Genomic DNA, 16,326 nt, shown 5'->3' on the forward strand with positions numbered 1-16,326 from the left:
GTGAGTTACACCATAGATGATCTGCTATATTTGATGGCGAGGCTGCGCGACCCGGAAACGGGTTGCCCTTGGGATTTGAAGCAAACATCTGTAACCGTTATTCCGCATACGCTTGAAGAAGTGTATGAACTAGTTGATGCCATTGAACTTGGTGATACTCCCCAAATCCAGCAGGAGCTTGGCGACGTGTTATTCCAAGTGATTTTTTATAGTCAACTGGCATCCGAGCAAGGACATTTTAACTTTGCCAATGTGGTAAATGACATTGTTGCAAAGTTGCTACGTCGTCATCCACATGTCTTTCCAGCTGGCACATTAGATTCGCGTCGCGATAGTCAGGCACCAAATGACGCGGCAATTAAAGCGCGCTGGGAAGAAATTAAGCAGGGCGAGCGCCAACAGAAATCGCAGTTTAGCGTTTTAGACGACGTGCCTCAGGCATTGCCTGCGCTAACACGGGCGATGAAACTACAAAAACGCGCATCCCAAATCGGTTTTGATTGGAGTGAACTTGCCAAGGTTATTACAGCCCTTAGAGACGAGCTTGATGAGCTAGAGGAGGCCATCGCGGAGGGCGAAAAGGCTAACATTGCAGATGAAATGGGCGACGTGTTGTTTTCCGCAGTAAACCTCAGTCGGCATCTCGGTTTAGACGCGGAAACGACAACGCGAAATGCGTGCAGAAAATTTGAACGGCGTTTTCGTTTTGTAGAGCAGCGCTGCAAGGAAATGGATATTTCGGGGGATGATGGGACTGCAGAGCCTCAGTTAGATCTGTTTTGGAACGAAGCTAAAGCGGCGGGGCTTTAAGGTCGTTAAGCCCCTAGCATAGTCTTAGTGATTGTCCTGTCGCTTGTAGCGGTTCAGGTGTTTTTCAGTTAAGGACAAGTATTTCGGCGTTGGACCGATATCCTCATAAACGGGATCACCTTGCTCATCTCTCGCCACAATCTTTGAACCCTGACAATATGGCATTACACTTTCCATCTCGTCGAGCGCGGCAGTCAACAAATCAGTGATGAGCTCCTCAATATTGCGTCGGGGATATAACTCAGCCAGCGCATTGAGCCTAGCAGCGTCTTTGATGGGCAGTTTTACGTTGTAACTATCGGCAGTAAGTGTGCCGCCAGCGGTATCTTCCCATATTGATAACAATTCTCGTACGTTCATAACAAGGTTCCTGTCATCCAGAGACATCTGAGAAAATAGACGTCTACGGAGAAATAATACCTAGCCGAGTAATGCATTTACTAGCTTTATCGATGTAAATAGTGTCTTGGATTACAATTGAACCATTTTAGACCTAGGTATTGGTCAACTTGCGCGCTTAGTACAATGTAATGCCTTTGCTTTATATTGTATGGTTAGCGTTTAGGCTTTTAGGACGGTGAGCGAGCTGGCGGCGTTTTTCTGATTTTGCACAGCAATTGCGGTTCTCGCTACGCTAGTTAGTGTTTATTTTCTTGAAGGACAGCTATCTGTAGTGGTTAGTGGGGCGCTAAGTCTTGTATGGCGAGCCATTGCTGTGTATCGTTGTGCGCTTTTGCTGCAGCGGCCCCTACGCTGCAGGCTATGGTTTTGTAACTTTTTGGGGAGTTTCCCGCTATGCGCGTTATATTGTTAGGGCCTCCTGGGGCAGGTAAAGGCACTCAGGCTCAGTTTATCTCTGAAAAATTCGCTATTCCGCAAATCTCCACGGGGGATATGTTGCGCGCTGCTGTCAAAGCAGGGTCTCCCCTTGGTTTGCAAGTTAAGGAAGTTATGGCATCAGGCGGTTTGGTGTCGGACGAAACGATCATTGGGCTCGTAAAGGAACGTATTACAGAAGACGATTGTAAAAACGGCTTTTTGTTTGACGGTTTTCCGCGCACGATTCCTCAGGCCGAAGCCTTGATTTCCGCCGGTGTTATTATCGACAACGTAGTCGAAATAGCCGTCGCAGATGAGGAAATCGTTACTCGGATGAGTGGTCGTCGTAGTCATGAGGGCTCTGGACGGACCTACCATGTTGTCTACAATCCGCCAAAGCAGGACGGGGTTGATGATATAACGGGTGAGGCACTCATTCAGCGCGAAGATGACCAAGAAGACACTGTTCGCAATCGTCTTAAGGTCTATCACGAGCAAACTAAACCCCTAGTGTCTTTTTATAGTAGCTTAACGGGCGACCACGCCCCGAAGTATTCACGTGTTGAAGGTGTCGGATCCGTCACTGAGATTACACAGCGAGTACTTGCCGCGCTAGACGCCTAAGCAATATTTGACCTGAAAAAGGCACCTTAGGGTGCCTTTTTTTGTTTTAATAAATCGATTACCCCTCATAATTCGTAGAACCTCAAAAATTTAGTAGAGTAGAGATGAAAACAGGCATTATTTTTATAAATCTGGGAACGCCAGATACACCTGATGCGGGTGGCGTTAGAAAATTCTTGCGGGAGTTTCTATCAGACCGTCGCGTCGTCGAAGTGCCACGTGTCGTTTGGATGCTAATACTTTATTTAATTATTTTGCCTTTTCGATCGCCGAGGGTAGCGGGTAATTATAAACAGGTTTGGATGAACAATATTTCGCCCTTGCGTTATTTCTCTCAGAGACTGGTCGATGGTGTTACTGAAAAACTGACTGAACGATTTCCAAGTGCGGAAATTCACACCCGCTTGGCAATGACCTATGGCGATTTATCGATTGCGGGTGCAATCGAAGAATTGTCAGTTCTTGGCTGCGAGCGTTTATTTTTCATACCTATGTATCCGCAGTATTCTGCGACAACGACAGCAGCGGTGCATGATCAAATTGCTAAGGTATTTTCTAAAGCTCGAAATATACCGCATTGGTCTTGGGTTCGTAGTTACCACAATCATCCAGCCTATATTTCGGCATTAGCGAATACGGTTAGGCAACATTGGTCTGAGCACGGAAGAGCTTCATTGTTACTTATGTCTTTTCATGGAATACCCAAGAGAAATGTCGAGCTTGGGGACCCATATCAACAACATTGCGAAGAGACTGCGAAGGCTTTGGCCGAGGAGCTCGGATTATCGAAAACCGAATGGACGCAGACTTACCAGTCTCGTTTAGGTAAAGCGGAATGGTTGCAGCCCTACACCGACAAAACGGTGATTAAACTTGCCAGCGAAGGGACTGAAACCTTGGATGTAATTTGCCCAGCTTTTGCTGTTGAGTGTTTGGAAACACTTGAAGAAATTGACGGAGAGGCGCATGAGTTTTTTATTGTAAACGGTGGAAATGCGTTCCGTTACGTTCCTTGTTTAAATGACAGTGATGAGCACCAAAATCTGATGATTTCGCTTTGTGAGTCTTTTTTAGAAGAAAAAAACGTAAATTTTGGATAAATATTAAGAAAAAGCCGTTATTTAAAAGACTTTTTTTTGCGTTGGTTATTTTATGTGCTATTTTTATCAACATAAATACCAGCATCGTCATCGTCAAGGAGAATAAATGATGCCATCAAGTAAAACGAGTGTTAAAAAGACGCCCGCAAAACGTAAACCCCGCGCTAAAAATGTGATCTTAACAAACCCAATTGTGACTAAAGCAGAAGAGGGATTGAAAAAGGTTGAGGCGATGGTGGCGAATGAGCGTAAAGCGGTTGCTGCTGCAAAAGCTAAAGTTGATGCGGCTCGCGCAAAGGCTAAAAAGACAGCGCGCGCAGCGGATAAAAATGCTGTTAAACGTGCTGCCGCAGCAGCTGAAAAATTGAATGCGAAGCTGAAAGTGACACGCGCTAAAGTTGCTGAAACTAAAGCCGCTGTTGCTAATGCAAAAGCATTGGCTCGAATTAAAGCATCTGAGGCTGCGGTTAAGCAAAAGATTGAAGAACGCTCTACTGCGTTGGCAAGTAAAGCGGATGCAGATCTTGCTAAAGCTGTAAAACTGTTCGAGCAACGATTCAAGAAAAAGCGTCTTGCTGCAAATAAACTCAAGTTAGCGTCTATCGAGAAAAAATTGGTAGCTAAGCACAAGCAAGCTGTTAAACAGCTCGGTACTAAAATCAGTGACCCCAAAGTAGCAGCAGTAGCCAAAGTTAGTGCAAAAGCACCGGCTATTAAAAAGGCACCAGCTAAAAAAGCAGCTGCCGTAAAGGCTCCAGCCAAGAAGAAAGCTGCCGCTAAAAAAGTAGCTGTCAAAAAGGTTGCGGTTAAGAAAGCAGCGCCTGCAAAAAAGGCAGTGGCTAAGAAAGCTCCAGCTAAGAAAGCAGTAGCTAAAAAGGTGGCGGCGAAACGTGCTCCAGCTAAAGCTAAAGCTAAAGCAGCTCCTGCACCCGCAGCAGCTCCGGCGCCAGCAGTTGAGGCGCCTAAGTCAGAGTCATAATTTTATATTGTGCTTTGAAGTAAAAAGGGAGGCGAGAGCCTCCCTTTTTTATGTCCTAATTCAGCTCATCAAGTTCATCAATGGTATTACAGTTTTTAAATGAGCCCTGTCGATCGCTAAAGCGTACTTCCACCGTGTTATGTTGCTTGTACCAGCGGTTTACCTGCCTGTTTCCCGCCTGTATGTATTCTTGAAGCGAAGATTTTAATTCCGTACGCATTAAGGCGAATAAATATTGTTCCCGCTCTCCATCGTTCACATAGCAAATGTCAGCATCGCTTTCATTTAATGTGGTAGCTAATTGGTAGTAAATATCGGCCGGCACAAGTGGGCTGTCACAGGGAAGAATTAACATCAATGGCTTGGATGTGGTCTGCATTGCGGCGGAAATACCCGCAAGAGGGCCTTCAAATGTTGGATTTGCATCTCGAATAGTGTCGCCGTATACCTCGTACTGTTCGAAATTACGATTACAACTTATTAGAATTGATGAAACCTCGCTTGGAACAGCCTCTAGTACGTGTTCGATTAGTGGCCGGCCCTTCCAAACAAGCAAGCCCTTGTCTTGGCCATTCATGCGTCGACCTTCACCGCCTGCCAGAATAAGCGCTGTAACATCGCGTATGCAGATTGAATTCTTCAGCATTATTTTCCTTGGCAAGTTTGCTTCACAATATAAAATATCAGTCCGCACATAAGTGTAAACTGCTAAGCCTCGTATTGTGCAGTATGTTATTATTCCGCGGCATTAGTATTTCAAACTGTATCCGCTTCCACGGCTGAATTAATGATAAGTTTACTCGCGATTGAGGCTTCAACTGAAGCGTGTTCGGTTGCATTGCTTCATAAGGGCAAGCAACGAGAAGATTTTCGTCTTTTACCCCGCGCTCATACCCGTTATCTACTTCCGATGGTGGATCAGATTTTATCTGAGGAAGGCATTAGTCTCAGTGACGTGGATGCAATTGGATTTTCAGCGGGTCCCGGTTCGTTTACCGGCTTGCGAGTGTGCGCTGGTGTTGTTCAAGGTCTTGCGTTCTCCGCTGAGAAGCCAGTAGTGCCGATTTCCACCCTACAGGCTATTGCGCAAGCTGAAGCAGACCGCTTGCAGCTGTCGAACGGTGATTTACTGCTTCCCGCCATAGATGCCCGCATGGATGAAGTCTATTGGGGCCAGTATCGTTATAGCCACGGTTTTGCAGAGCAAGTGTGTGAAGATAGTCTGCGCAGGCCAGAATCAGTTTCTTTGTCTGCCGCGGAAAGCCGTGTATTCGGATTTGGTAGCGGCTGGCTTTACGAGTCGCGCTTTGCGCTTGGTCGGCCAGTTAACGAAATTCACGTAGATGCCTATCCGCGTGCCCAAGCAGTATTAAAACTCGCAAAACGAGCATATGAACGCGGAGAGTTTGTTGTTGCTGAACAGGCTCAACCGGTTTATTTACGGGACAACGTTGCGTGGCAAAAATCTTAAATTTAATCTAGGGCTTAAACGATCATGGATTCATTTCGCGCTGTAATCCTCGCCGCAATCCAGGGCTTAACCGAGTTTCTTCCGGTGTCGAGTTCCGGTCATTTGGTATTACCTCAAACTCTATTGGGCTGGGAAGATCAAGGGCTCGCCTTTGATGTTGCCGTTCATGTTGGCTCCTTGCTGGCGGTTCTTTGGTATTTTCGGGCAGAAGTAGCGGCAATATTAGGTGATTGGTTTGGTAGCCTGTATTCCCGTAAACAAACTGACAATAGCAGGCTTGGCTGGTTGGTTATTGTTGCTACGATCCCAGCGGTGCTGGCGGGTCTTATATTCAACGATTATATAGAGCTGCATCTAAGATCTGGATATGTCTTGGCGACCACCACGTTGTTGTTTGGGGTGTTACTGGGCATTGTTGACAGATATGCAAAACACGGTAAGCAAATGGCGGATATCGGCCTGCGTATTGCCATTATTATTGGTATTGCTCAGGCGATAGCATTGATACCCGGAACGTCCCGCTCTGGTATTACGATTACCGCGGCACTGATGCTGGGAATTAATCGCAGTGATTCGGCGCGATTTTCGTTTTTGCTTTCAATGCCCATTATTGCGGCGGCGGGTTCTTACAAATTATTAGAGTTGATTGAAAGCAGCGATCCTGTTGCGTGGAACTATTTGGCCATTGGCGCGGCGGTTTCTGCAATTACGGCTTATGCCTGCATTCACGTTTTCATGAGCTGGGTTGAGCGCATGGGAATGATGCCGTTTGCTATTTACCGTGTACTGCTTGCCGGCGTTTTGTTTGCCGTATTAGCGTCGTAGATAGCCAAAGAGGGAGGCTTGCAATGAAAGTAGCGTTTATTGGCTTGGGCACAATGGGCTACCCGATGGCTGGACATGTGTGTCGTGCTGGAATTCCCTTATCGGTTTTTAATCGGAGTGCTGAAAAGGCAGAAAAATGGTCAGCAGAATTTGGAGTTAACGCTAGTAAGTCCATAGCGGGGTCAGTCAAAGAGGCAAACGTTGTTGTTGTCTGTTTAGGTGCTGATCAAGATGTGCGCTCGGTGCTATCTATGCAGGAGGGGGTTTTCCAATCTATGCCTGCTGGCGGTATCGTCATCGATCACTCAACAACATCAGCTGAACTCGCTCGGGAAATGGAAAACTGCGCACGGGAGTATGGTCACCGTTTTATCGACGCGCCAGTGTCCGGTGGTCAGGCCGGCGCAGAGAAAGGCTGTTTGACGGTCATGGCTGGCGGATGTGCTGAGGCGTTTGCGGCTGTTGAGCCGGTGTTGGCAGCCTATGCGACACGATATCAGCGTCTGGGTCCAGTGGGTTCAGGGCAATTAGCAAAAATGGTAAATCAGATTTGCATAGCCGGGTTACTGCAGGGTTTGGCTGAGGGCTTACATTTTGGTGAGCAAGCTGGATTGGATATGCACGCTGTTGTTGATGTTATTAGCGGCGGAGCCGCTCAGTCGTGGCAAATGGATAATCGTGCTAAGACGATGTTAAACAATGAGTTTGACTTCGGGTTTGCGGTAGATTGGATGCGTAAGGATTTGGGTTATGTTTTAGACGAGGCTCGCAAGCGCCAGATTAGTTTGCCGGTAACCGCCTTAGTTGATCAGTTTTATACCCAAGTTCAGAATTTAGGCGGTGGTCGTGGCGATACGTCTAGCTTGCTATTGGCCTTAAAAAATTCGACAGCCGATGGTTGGCGTGGGGAAAAAGATAATGAGTAATGTGGATCAATTTAATAACGATTTGCGCGGGTTTTTAGACGCAAGCCCAACGCCATTTCATGCGGTCGAAACCATGCGCTTGCGTTTGGATAACGCTGGATTTATTTCCCTTAACGAACGCGGTGAATGGCAGTTGGAGGCCGGGAAGGGCTATTACGTTATTCGTAACGGTTCGTCCATTGTTGCTTTTCGTTGCGGTAACACTCCCGTTCGCGAGAGCGGTTGGCGTATGGTGGGTGCTCATACCGACAGCCCGAACTTGAAGGTGAAACCAGCGCCAGAATTACATCGTCAAGGGTATTTTCAGCTCGGTGTTGAGGTATACGGCGGTGCGCTGCTCAATCCTTGGTTTGACCGAGATCTCGGTTTGGCCGGACGGGTAAATTACGAAAATACCGATGGTGATTTGTGTAGCGTCTTAATCAATTTGAATAGACCAGTCGGAATCGTTCCCAGTTTGGCGATCCATCTTGATCGCGAAGCGAACAACAGTCGCTCGGTGAATCCGCAAAAAGATTTACCCGTTGTGCTGCTACAAAGTGATGAGCCTAAGAATTTTCGCGATTTACTTACGCAGGTTTTAAGCCAGCAGGGTGCGAGCGATGTCGCTACAGTATTAGATTACGAGCTGAGTTTTTACGATTGCCAGCCATCAGCAATGGTCGGTTGGAACGAGGATTTCATCGCCAGTGCACGTTTAGACAATTTGCTGTCCTGTTATATCGGGCTAGATGCGTTGTTAGCTGCGGATGTGTCTCAACACAGTGTGCTGGTGTGCAACGATCATGAAGAGGTGGGTAGCCAGTCAGCAGTCGGTGCTCAGGGCCCAATGTTGGAGTCGGTACTGCGCCGCATTACGGGCGATGAAGTGTCTTGGCAGCGCGCCATTGCTAACTCAATGATGATTTCAGCCGATAATGCCCATGGTATTCATCCTAATTTTAGTGACAAGCATGATGGTAATCATGGCCCCTTGTTAAACGCAGGACCGGTTATCAAGAACAATGTTAATCAGCGATATGCGACTAATAGCGAAACCAGTTCAATATTTCGTCGTCTCTGTGCCAGTCAAGGTGTGGCGGTGCAGTGTTTTGTGGTGCGCAGTGATATGGCTTGTGGCAGCACTATTGGGCCGCTTACCGCGTCGGCAATCGGTGTGAAAACCTTAGATATTGGCGTGCCAACGTTTGCTATGCACTCGATTCGAGAGTTGGCAGGTAGCCATGATGCGTTTAATTTAAGTAAGGTGTTAGCCGCTTTTTACCAACTAGAGTCTGTTTCTACTGGTAATTGAGTCCGGTCTTTTTTGCCACTGAATGCCCTTGTTACTTTGGGTATTCAGTGGAGTCCGCCAATCGGTTTATGTTGCCGATACAAAGTCAGGTTTACGTTTTTCTGTAAATGCTAATAGACCTTCTCGGCCCTCGGGGCTACTCACGCATTTAGCGATACCACGACTCTCTAGTTCTAATTGGGTTTCTAGTGAGTTTGAATAGCTACCAAGCAGTAATTCTTTAATCTTACCGTGGGCCATTAATGGGCCATTGGCGAGTTTGTTGGCCAAGGCTTCTGCTTCGGTCATTAGCTCGTCCGGCGCGACTACCTTGGTTAATATGCCCCACTCTAAGGCTTCTTGTGCTTTTAACACTCGGTTGGTCAGCATAAGCTCTTGGCTGCGCCGCAAGCCAATAAGCCTTGGCAGGTAGACGCTGGAACCGCCGTCGGGGCTGGCGCCAATGCCAGTATAGGCCATGGTGAATTTTGCGGTGTCAGCGGCGATAACGATGTCACCGGATGCCGCGAGGCTGAAACCTGCGCCAGCGGCGGTGCCGTTGACGGCGATAATCAAGGGTGCGGCCATTCGCGCAAATCGGGCGTTGGCGGAATGTAGACAGGCGGTTACTTCTTTTAGCAGTATACCGATATCGTCGCCAGCGGCATGGAAACTCGGCACATCGCCCCCTGCACAAAACATATTGCCGGTGGCCGTGAGAATGACCGCGCGAATACTGCTGTCTTCATCGCATATCATCGCGACGTGCATCAATTCCTGGGCCATTTCTAAATTAACGCTATTGGCTGCGTCAGGGCGATTTAAGGTGATTTTGGCGATGCCGTTGGTATTTTCCCAGAGTAAAGTATTGTATTCGCGCATAGCAGTAGGGTAATCCATTTAGTTTAATTCAGGCGAAGAGGGTAATGGAGGCGTAACTATGCGTCAATTCTCAACGCCACTGTATTTTGGGGCACGGCTTAAAATATGAAAATATTGGTATTGTCTGCGTATCACGCAGATAGCCATCGCAGTTGGCTGGATGGGCTTACGGCACATTTGCCAGATATTGAATGGACAGTGTTAACCCTGCCACCGCGCTATTTTAGCTGGCGTATACGAGGTAATAGTTTGTCTTGGGCGATGTTGGAGCGAGAGACTTTACTCGGTCCCTATGATGTCGTGCTTGCAACCTCAATGACGGATTTATCGGCGTTGCGGGGGTTGGTGCCTGAACTCGGTCGAATTCCGACGGTGGTCTATTTTCACGAGAATCAATTCAGTTATCCGCAAAGCGCTCAGCAGCGAGCTGGCGTCGAGCCACAAATACTGAACCTGTATACCGCTCTTGCGGCGGATAAAGTGCTGTTCAATAGCGAATATAACCGCAGTACCATGCTCAACGGCGTTGACAGTCTATTGTCGCGATTACCTGATTTTGCTCCCCGTATAGAGGTTATGGCTAAGCTTTCCCTCGCGCAGGTGCTGCCCGTTGGTCTTAATTTTGTAGACGCGAGTTCTGTTTCAGCAGAGGCTATGATTGCGGGAGAAAAGTTTGTAGGTCAGCCGTTTGAAGAGGACGGTTTTGACGGGGGATGTGCTGACGGTCTTAGCTCCAGACAGCGACTTAGCGTGCTTTGGAATCACCGATGGGAGTACGACAAGGGCCCCGACAGACTGTTAGCGCTAGTTAAAAATTGTGCAAAGTTTGAGTTGCCAGTTGATTTATATATTGCCGGTCAGCAATTTCGGGAGCGCCCCACGGAATTTGCCGAGATTGAATCGATAATACTTAGCACTAAGAGCTTGGCCTTGTGTCAGTTCGGCTACGTACCAGATGCTCAGAGCTATCGGACTATGCTGTCGAGTTGCGACGTTGTTCTATCAACGGCGATACATGATTTTCAGGGGCTGTCAGTATTGCAGGCTGTCGCCGCGGGCTGTGTGCCCTTGGTTCCGAATAGGTTGTGTTACCCCGAATGGTTTGCCGCTGAATATTGCTATGAGTCCAGCGATGATATTGCGATTGAGGCGGCGGCTGCTCGCATCGAGATACAGCGACTGATACAGAAAAAGAGGGCGGGCGCTTTTTCTTATGCGGATGTATCTGCACTGAGTTGGCAGCGGCTGGCAGCGCAGTATATGGCCGTGTTTGAAGGGATGGTAAAGTTGTAGCGGATGACAATAGCGTAGCCAATACTGACAGCATGGATACGAGCCAGTATTATATGCGGCTTTATTGGCTGCAGTGGCGATATTACGCAGTCGTAGTGTGTGAATTAAACAGGGAAATAACATGGCAAAGCAGCGGGTACTCACGGGTATTACCACCACCGGAACGCCGCATTTGGGGAATTACGTTGGTGCAATTCGACCAGCCATTGCTGAAAGCCAACGCGGTGAATTTGATGCGTTCTTTTTTTTGGCGGACTATCACGCCTTAATCAAAAGCCATGACCCTGCAATGGTTCATCAGTCTAGCCGCGAAATTGCTGCCACGTGGCTGGCCTTGGGCTTAGATACGGACACGACTACGTTTTATCGTCAGTCAGATGTGCCCGAAATTACCGAGTTGAGTTGGATACTAACCTGTGTTTGCGCCAAGGGACTTATGAATCGCTCTCATGCTTATAAAGCGGCGGTGCAAGCTAATGAACAAAGCGGAGAAGATCCAGATTTTGGCGTAACTATGGGCTTGTTCAGTTACCCCATTCTTATGGCTGCGGACATTTTGATGTTTAACGCTAAAAAGGTGCCGGTTGGCCGTGATCAAATTCAGCACATAGAAATGGCACGTGATATGGCGCAGCGTTTTAATCACCTTTATGGCGATACATTCGTGTTGCCAGAGGCCGTAATCGCTGATGACGTAGCGGTATTAAGCGGGCTCGATGGCCGGAAAATGAGCAAAAGCTACGGCAATACTATCCCGCTGTTTTTACCAGAGAAGAAGCTGCAAAAGCATATTAATAAAATCAAAACCAATTTGCTCGAGCCTGGCGAAGCCAAAGATCCTGCAGACTCAACAGTGTTTGAAATTTGGCAGGCGTTTGCTACTCCTGAGCAAACAGCAGAAATGCGTCAAAAGTTTGCAGATGGTATCGCTTGGGGGCAGGCCAAAAAGGACTTGTTTGAGCTGATTAATAGCCAACTCGCACCTGCGCGTGAGCGCTACGAGGCAATATTAAACGACGGTGAATATTTAGAAAGTGAGTTAAAGAAAGGCGCTGAGAAGGCCCGTGCTCAAGCGGCAATCATGTTAGCTAAAGTGCGCAAAGCGGTAGGTTTGGCGGCGTTTAAATAGGGCTAAATGGCTTAGAATTTTGAGCTGAATGACATTCCGACAGGACTAACAGTAAAAATTACCCTGTCACCTTTACTCAAATTGAGTTGGGCGGGGAGTGTTTCTATATGAAACCGCGCGTCAATCTTGCGTAGCTCCGGCCAGGCAGTGTCATTGGCGATGGGTTTTAAGTCCCGAACCCAAGATGACCACATTGCAATCAGTGCCTGGGTTTTTGTTTCTTGTTGGCGTTCCGCAAAGGCACTGTTGTTTAAAATGAGCGCTGAAACGATAGCGATTATTTTTATTAGACCCATTGCCGTGACCTAGCGTCGGTGATTGAGTCTCTAATATAACGCTATTGCTTAGCGGCTACATGTGTCTTTGCGAGAGCTGTGAACGCAGTCACACAAACAGTAGTAATTAGGCGCAAAATTTTACTGTTAAGCACCAAATTAAAAATCTATACCGACTTCAATATAGGCTGCGCGCGGCTCTCCTACGAAATAGCGGTAATTTCCGAAGGCATAATCCGCACGTTCAGCGTAATCAATGTCGGTAAGATTGTTGATTCTAACTACTGAGTAGAGTTGCTCTCCGTACTGCTGGCGCCAACGTAAATTGGTTAATGTGTGTCCTGGATACCGGTGAAGGTTATCTTCTTCTAGGAAGTATTCGCCTTGGTGCTGAATCTCTAATTCAATGCGTGTGCTAGCGAAAGGCGACCAGCGAACGAGCGTTCCTGCCAATTGACGCGGTGCAGTGTCTACTTCATTGCCATCTGCGGTCAGTGCATTATTGGCATATTGGTGTTTGCTGTAACTGGCTTGTAGTTGCCAAAGTAGCGTAGGCGTAAGCTGCCAGCTAAAGTTAGCTTCTAGTCCTCGGTCAATCGTTTTGCCGCCATTGATATTGCTGCGGTTGCTATCTTGGATGATCACGTCGTTTTTGTGCATCCAGTAAATCGACGTACGATATTGGAAGGTATTCCAGTCTCCACGGAGTCCGAACTCGATGCTATTCAATGACTCCTCGTCTAAATTAGCGCTTAATTGTTGGGTTTGAAGACGATAGAGTTCGGCGGCCTGCGGCGCTCTAAAGCCGTGACCGGCATTGGCGGTTAGATCAGTGTGCTCACTTAGGCTGTGAACTACCCCAAGATTAAATGAGCTATTGCGAAAGCGCTCTTTGTCGTCTGCGGGGCGCGCGTAACGGCAGCCATTGGGCATACAGGCGCTGCCATCCGCGGCGGTATTGCCGTCGATCATCAAATTGTCATAGTCGTAAAATTGTATGTCGTAGCGGCCGCCAAAATTGACTTTTGTGCTGCTAGTCGCTTGCCAGTCACCACCTATAAACCATGCGCTGTACAGGGCGTCTACCTCATAGTCGTAGTGTGGGCCGGTGGGGAACGGGCCTTTGGTGGGCTCACTTTGGGATTGCTTCAAATAGGCTTTGGTCACTTCCATGTCAAAGCCGTTATAGAGCGTGACGTTCTCGCTGTAATTCTGATAAAAAGCGCTTTGTAAACCCACGGTGCGTTCGCCATTTTCTTCAAGGGGCGTTTCCGGTAGGAAGTGTTGGAGGAATTCCATTTCGGTGTAGCGTAAATACGGTGTAACAACAAAGCGACTGTCTTTCTCGCCCTCGCGTTCAAATCGGCTGTAAAAGCGTGCGCTGCTACTATTGCGGAATGCTTCCGGGTTAGGGTTTTCGCGTTTGCGGTCGTCATTTTTATAGGCGTCTTTGCCTAAAATATAACCCGCCGTTTCTTGGTTTAGATTGCTGGCTGCCAACATGGATTGAATGGTCCATGTCTCGCCGTGATAGTCGTGGCGTAAATTCATTTTTTGCTGATCAAAACCAGACTCGTCTTTATAGCCGTCGTCGTGATTGCCTTGCAGACTGATTCGGTAGCCGTGTTTGCCATTAGTATCGCTGTGGCTGGCTTTTATACGGCCGTATTTGTCTGGGCCGCCCTCAAATGATAAATGTGACTCTGGCTCAGTAGAGGGGGCTTGGCTTATAACATTGATAACGCCGTTCAATGCGTTGGATCCATGCACCGCAGTGCCGGGGCCGCGGATAATTTCTATTCTAGCCGCTTGTTCGGCATTCACATCGAACAATTCGTTGACGTTGCAGAAGCCGGGGGCGCGCAAAGGAATACCGTCTTCGGCAAAATAGAATGCGCCGCAGCTACCTGTGCCAGTTAACACGCCGGATCGAATGGCAGTTAAGTTTTCCTGCCCATTGCCGCGACTAATAGATACGCCGGGAACTTGGTTTAATATTTGGCTTATGTGGGTATGGCCGATGCTTTCAATATCTTCTTGGCTGATAATACTCAGCGCCACGCTTTGTTCGTTAAGTTGTTTTTCAATTCTGTCTGCGGTCACCGCGACGGTTTCAGGTGCGGTGCTGCTATTTTCAGCTGCAATGGTGGAGCCAGATACTAGGCTAATAGTCATCGCTAATGGGGTAGCGTATTTTTTAATCATGTTTTAGCTATTCCTTAAGTTCTTCGCCGCTTAATTTTTATACAGAATAAAAAGCCCTTCGGCATTACTCAGCAGTGTGTCACCACTATGGCATTCGCCATGGATAACTATTTGCCGATCTTTTTGCTTTTCTAGCCACGTTGTAAAGCGAAGTGGTGTAAACAAGGGTGTAGGTTTACGATATTTTATCGTCAGGCTAGCAGTTAAGCCGGGCAATTGATTGGCCAGTGCCGTAAAAGCTAAAACTTGATCGTATACTGCGCTGATAATACCACCGTGAACACAGTCAGGTGGCCCTTCGTGAATTTTGCCGAAGCTGCCTTCTGCGTATACGTTGTTGTTTTCCTGCCAGATGTTGAGGTCTGGTGCAATCGGATTGAAATAGCCGGTTATTGGGCTGCACGGTAATATATTGCGAAAGTCCCCTTGGTAATCTGGGGTGTAATATTCAACCATTTTACGACCAATTAAGGTCGACATTTGCTGGTTAAGGCGTAAAAGTGTCGCTTCTATCTCGGCAAGCTCCTCTGTACTGCCGCCCAGAGTTTGGCTGCTTTCCAGAGCGGTGCTGAGTTGCAGGCAAATATTGCGAAGTCGTTGACGTTGTTGATCGTTGGCCAACATCTGCTTAGTGCCCCATGGCGGTACGAAGTAGCGCAAGAGTGTAATAGGAGCTAGCGTTGATGGAAAGCAATGCAGCCTTAGAATGCGTAATTTTAGTGAAGCTAGGCAATTTCGCTCATTGTGACAAAAGGGCAATTGGTGGTTTGCGAACTATTATCCGTTGATTTCAATACTGAGTCCGGTTGGTATCTGATTTCCGGGTCTTTCGATTGGCAAACACAGTAGCCTTTCTGGAAAGGAGGGGGTTAGTAGCTCGTCAAATTCTGCCGTGTCGACAATATCTTTAGATAGCCAGCGTTGAAGTATGCTTGTCTCAGGAGGTAGGAATAGCGGTGTTGATTTACTGTGTATACCTACCCATTTCGGGCGCGGAGCAAGTGTGATGACGCTACAGGAACGTATTAATTCGCCGGTTTTCTTGTTTACCCATTCTCGGTATAGGCCTGCGAGTGCAAAACCCGTACTAGTCGGTTCAATTCGATGGTAAAGCCGCGATCCCTTAGCACCTTCACCCTCGACAATATAACTAGCGGGTATGATGCAGCGGCTTTCACGGTAAGCGTGAAAGCCTGCGCTATTGGGCGTGTTTAATTTATCTGATCGAGTGTTAAAACTTGTGTACTTCGATGGTTTTGTGCCGTGCGGCGTTTGCTCAAGCAGTAGCCACCAAATCGCCGGCGCAACAATATTCTGGCCATTGTGATTTAGAATAATATCGATACTTGCGGCGGGGCCGGCGCCTGGGTTGTCTCGCAGTGCCGTGAGATCAATACCTAAAATAAGCATCAAGGTTTTAGTGAGTGGTGAATCTATGGCATTGCCGAGATAGCCGCACATGAGTCAATCTCTGTTTAGAATTGTGCAAGGCTAAGTCTACTTTAGCTAGATCGCAAATAGCTAAGGGCGTCTAAACAATGAGGGCGTTTTTTAATTTAGAATTTCCGCGAGCTGAATGCTCACAATCGTCATTAAGTTCTTGTTTTTATAATCTTACATGGTACCAGTGGGCGGACTCGAACCGCCACTCCCGCAAAGGAACCAGATTTTGAATCTAGCGTGTCTACCAATTTCACCACACTGGCATGTAAGTG

General features: G+C 47.6%; 17 protein-coding genes and 1 tRNA gene. 10 read left to right on the forward strand and 8 right to left on the reverse strand.

Features of this window, described 5'->3' with window-relative positions; translation table 11 throughout:
* The gene (mazG, locus tag O9X78_RS09350; RefSeq protein ID WP_269619377.1) at window positions 1-810 is read left to right on the forward strand and encodes a nucleoside triphosphate pyrophosphohydrolase; all 810 of its coding nucleotides are present in this window, start codon (window positions 1-3) and stop codon (window positions 808-810) included.
* 24 nt (window positions 811-834) lie between these two features.
* Here the strand turns inward: mazG and O9X78_RS09355 are convergent, their stop codons facing one another.
* Window positions 835-1,170 (reverse strand): type 1 pili tip component, encoded by a 336-nt coding sequence (locus O9X78_RS09355; protein WP_269619378.1) that lies wholly within the window; start codon window positions 1,168-1,170, stop codon window positions 835-837.
* Window positions 1,171-1,605: 435 nt separating this feature from the next.
* Here O9X78_RS09355 and adk point away from each other — a divergent pair, with 435 nt between their 5' ends.
* The 3 genes from adk to O9X78_RS09370 all read left to right on the forward strand — a co-directional run bounded on the left by adk (window position 1,606) and on the right by O9X78_RS09370 (window position 4,332).
* Window positions 1,606-2,253, forward strand: a complete 648-nt coding sequence (gene adk / locus O9X78_RS09360) for an adenylate kinase (RefSeq protein ID WP_269619379.1) — start codon at window positions 1,606-1,608, stop codon at window positions 2,251-2,253.
* A gap of 104 nt (window positions 2,254-2,357) precedes the next feature.
* Window positions 2,358-3,353, forward strand: a complete 996-nt coding sequence (gene hemH, locus O9X78_RS09365) for a ferrochelatase (protein WP_269619380.1) — start codon at window positions 2,358-2,360, stop codon at window positions 3,351-3,353.
* Between the two features lie 106 nt (window positions 3,354-3,459).
* Window positions 3,460-4,332 (forward strand): hypothetical protein, encoded by an 873-nt coding sequence (locus O9X78_RS09370; RefSeq protein ID WP_269619381.1) that lies wholly within the window; start codon window positions 3,460-3,462, stop codon window positions 4,330-4,332.
* Between the two features lie 55 nt (window positions 4,333-4,387).
* Here O9X78_RS09370 and mobA read toward each other — a convergent pair whose 3' ends face one another.
* On the reverse strand, window positions 4,388-4,978 hold the full coding sequence (mobA, locus tag O9X78_RS09375; RefSeq protein WP_269619382.1) for a molybdenum cofactor guanylyltransferase MobA: 591 nt from the start codon (window positions 4,976-4,978) through the stop codon (window positions 4,388-4,390).
* Between the two features lie 141 nt (window positions 4,979-5,119).
* Here mobA and tsaB point away from each other — a divergent pair, with 141 nt between their 5' ends.
* Genes tsaB through O9X78_RS09395 form a run of 4 tightly spaced genes read left to right on the forward strand, consistent with a single transcriptional unit; the run spans window position 5,120 to window position 8,848 of the window.
* Window positions 5,120-5,803, forward strand: a complete 684-nt coding sequence (gene tsaB / locus O9X78_RS09380) for a tRNA (adenosine(37)-N6)-threonylcarbamoyltransferase complex dimerization subunit type 1 TsaB (protein ID WP_269619383.1) — start codon at window positions 5,120-5,122, stop codon at window positions 5,801-5,803.
* A 24-nt stretch (window positions 5,804-5,827) separates the two neighbouring features.
* A complete protein-coding gene (locus O9X78_RS09385) occupies window positions 5,828-6,628 on the forward strand; it encodes an undecaprenyl-diphosphate phosphatase (RefSeq protein ID WP_269619384.1) in 801 nt (266 codons plus the stop codon).
* 23 nt (window positions 6,629-6,651) lie between these two features.
* Window positions 6,652-7,554, forward strand: a complete 903-nt coding sequence (locus O9X78_RS09390; protein WP_269619385.1) for an NAD(P)-dependent oxidoreductase — start codon at window positions 6,652-6,654, stop codon at window positions 7,552-7,554.
* Window positions 7,547-8,848 carry a M18 family aminopeptidase gene (locus O9X78_RS09395; protein WP_269619386.1) on the forward strand — a complete coding sequence of 434 codons (1,302 nt, stop codon included), beginning with the start codon at window positions 7,547-7,549 and terminating at the stop codon, window positions 8,846-8,848. Before O9X78_RS09390 ends, O9X78_RS09395 begins: the two co-directional genes overlap by 8 nt.
* Window positions 8,849-8,914: 66 nt before the next feature.
* Here the strand turns inward: O9X78_RS09395 and O9X78_RS09400 are convergent, their stop codons facing one another.
* Window positions 8,915-9,727 (reverse strand): enoyl-CoA hydratase/isomerase family protein, encoded by an 813-nt coding sequence (locus O9X78_RS09400; RefSeq protein ID WP_269619387.1) that lies wholly within the window; start codon window positions 9,725-9,727, stop codon window positions 8,915-8,917.
* An 87-nt stretch (window positions 9,728-9,814) separates the two neighbouring features.
* Between O9X78_RS09400 and O9X78_RS09405 the strand changes: the two genes are divergently transcribed.
* Together O9X78_RS09405 and O9X78_RS09410 are read left to right on the forward strand one after the other, a co-directional pair.
* Window positions 9,815-11,002, forward strand: coding sequence for a tRNA-queuosine alpha-mannosyltransferase domain-containing protein (locus O9X78_RS09405; protein WP_269619388.1), 1,188 nt, complete (start codon window positions 9,815-9,817; stop codon window positions 11,000-11,002).
* 121 nt (window positions 11,003-11,123) lie between these two features.
* Entirely contained in the window at window positions 11,124-12,131 is a 1,008-nt protein-coding gene (locus tag O9X78_RS09410) for a tryptophan--tRNA ligase (protein WP_269619389.1), read from the forward strand.
* A gap of 11 nt (window positions 12,132-12,142) precedes the next feature.
* On the opposite strand, the gene O9X78_RS09415 is transcribed toward O9X78_RS09410, so the two are convergent.
* From O9X78_RS09415 to O9X78_RS09435, 5 genes are all read right to left on the reverse strand, one after another.
* Window positions 12,143-12,427: a hypothetical protein gene (locus O9X78_RS09415; RefSeq protein WP_269619390.1), complete on the reverse strand. Its 285-nt coding sequence runs from the start codon at window positions 12,425-12,427 to the stop codon at window positions 12,143-12,145.
* A 138-nt stretch (window positions 12,428-12,565) separates the two neighbouring features.
* Window positions 12,566-14,611, reverse strand: coding sequence for a TonB-dependent receptor (locus tag O9X78_RS09420; RefSeq protein ID WP_269619391.1), 2,046 nt, complete (start codon window positions 14,609-14,611; stop codon window positions 12,566-12,568).
* Window positions 14,612-14,641: 30 nt separating this feature from the next.
* Window positions 14,642-15,235, reverse strand: coding sequence for a PaaI family thioesterase (locus O9X78_RS09425; RefSeq protein ID WP_269619392.1), 594 nt, complete (start codon window positions 15,233-15,235; stop codon window positions 14,642-14,644).
* A 153-nt stretch (window positions 15,236-15,388) separates the two neighbouring features.
* Window positions 15,389-16,072 (reverse strand): SOS response-associated peptidase family protein, encoded by a 684-nt coding sequence (locus O9X78_RS09430; protein WP_269619393.1) that lies wholly within the window; start codon window positions 16,070-16,072, stop codon window positions 15,389-15,391.
* Between the two features lie 158 nt (window positions 16,073-16,230).
* Window positions 16,231-16,317: transfer RNA gene (locus O9X78_RS09435), tRNA-Leu, on the reverse strand.
* Window positions 16,318-16,326 lie beyond the last annotated feature (9 nt).

The sequence above is a fragment of the Zhongshania aquatica genome, assembly GCF_027257955.1.
Taxonomy (GTDB): Bacteria; Pseudomonadota; Gammaproteobacteria; order Pseudomonadales; family Spongiibacteraceae; genus Spongiibacter; species Spongiibacter aquatica.